This window comes from Microtetraspora sp. NBRC 13810 (assembly GCF_030268685.1).
In the GTDB taxonomy this organism is placed as follows: Bacteria; Actinomycetota; Actinomycetes; order Streptosporangiales; family Streptosporangiaceae; genus BSRQ01.
On record NZ_BSRQ01000086.1, the window covers coordinates 1 to 334 of the forward strand.

The 334-nt window shown below is 71.3% G+C and carries 1 protein-coding gene; it reads right to left on the reverse strand.

What is annotated here, in order from left to right:
• Positions 1 to 66: 66 nt before the first annotated feature.
• Positions 67 to 334 (reverse strand): sigma-70 family RNA polymerase sigma factor (locus QSK26_RS41560; RefSeq protein WP_285780874.1); only part of this gene is annotated, 268 nt, incomplete at its 5' end.

Consider the following 334-nt stretch of genomic DNA (forward strand, 5'->3'; position numbering starts at 1 on the left):
GCGACGGATTCGGCGGCGGGAGCAGGTCGGCGTGCTCGCGCAGTACGTCGCGGAGATTCTCTACGGTCACCTCTGCAGCTCCTTAACCACCGACTCGTCGATTCTCAGCTTGGCCAGCGCCTTGGCGCTCTGGCTCTTGACCGTCCCGGGGTTGCAGCCCATGAGCTGGGCCACCTCGGCCACCGGGAGGTCCTCGTAGAACCGCAGCACGATCACCGCGCGCTGCCGGGCGGGCAGCCGGCCCACCGCCTGCCAGAGCGTCGCCCGCTCGTCCGTCACCTGGTCGTGCACCGGCTCCTCCGGCAGGCCGTCGCTGGGCAGCTCCCGGCGCCAC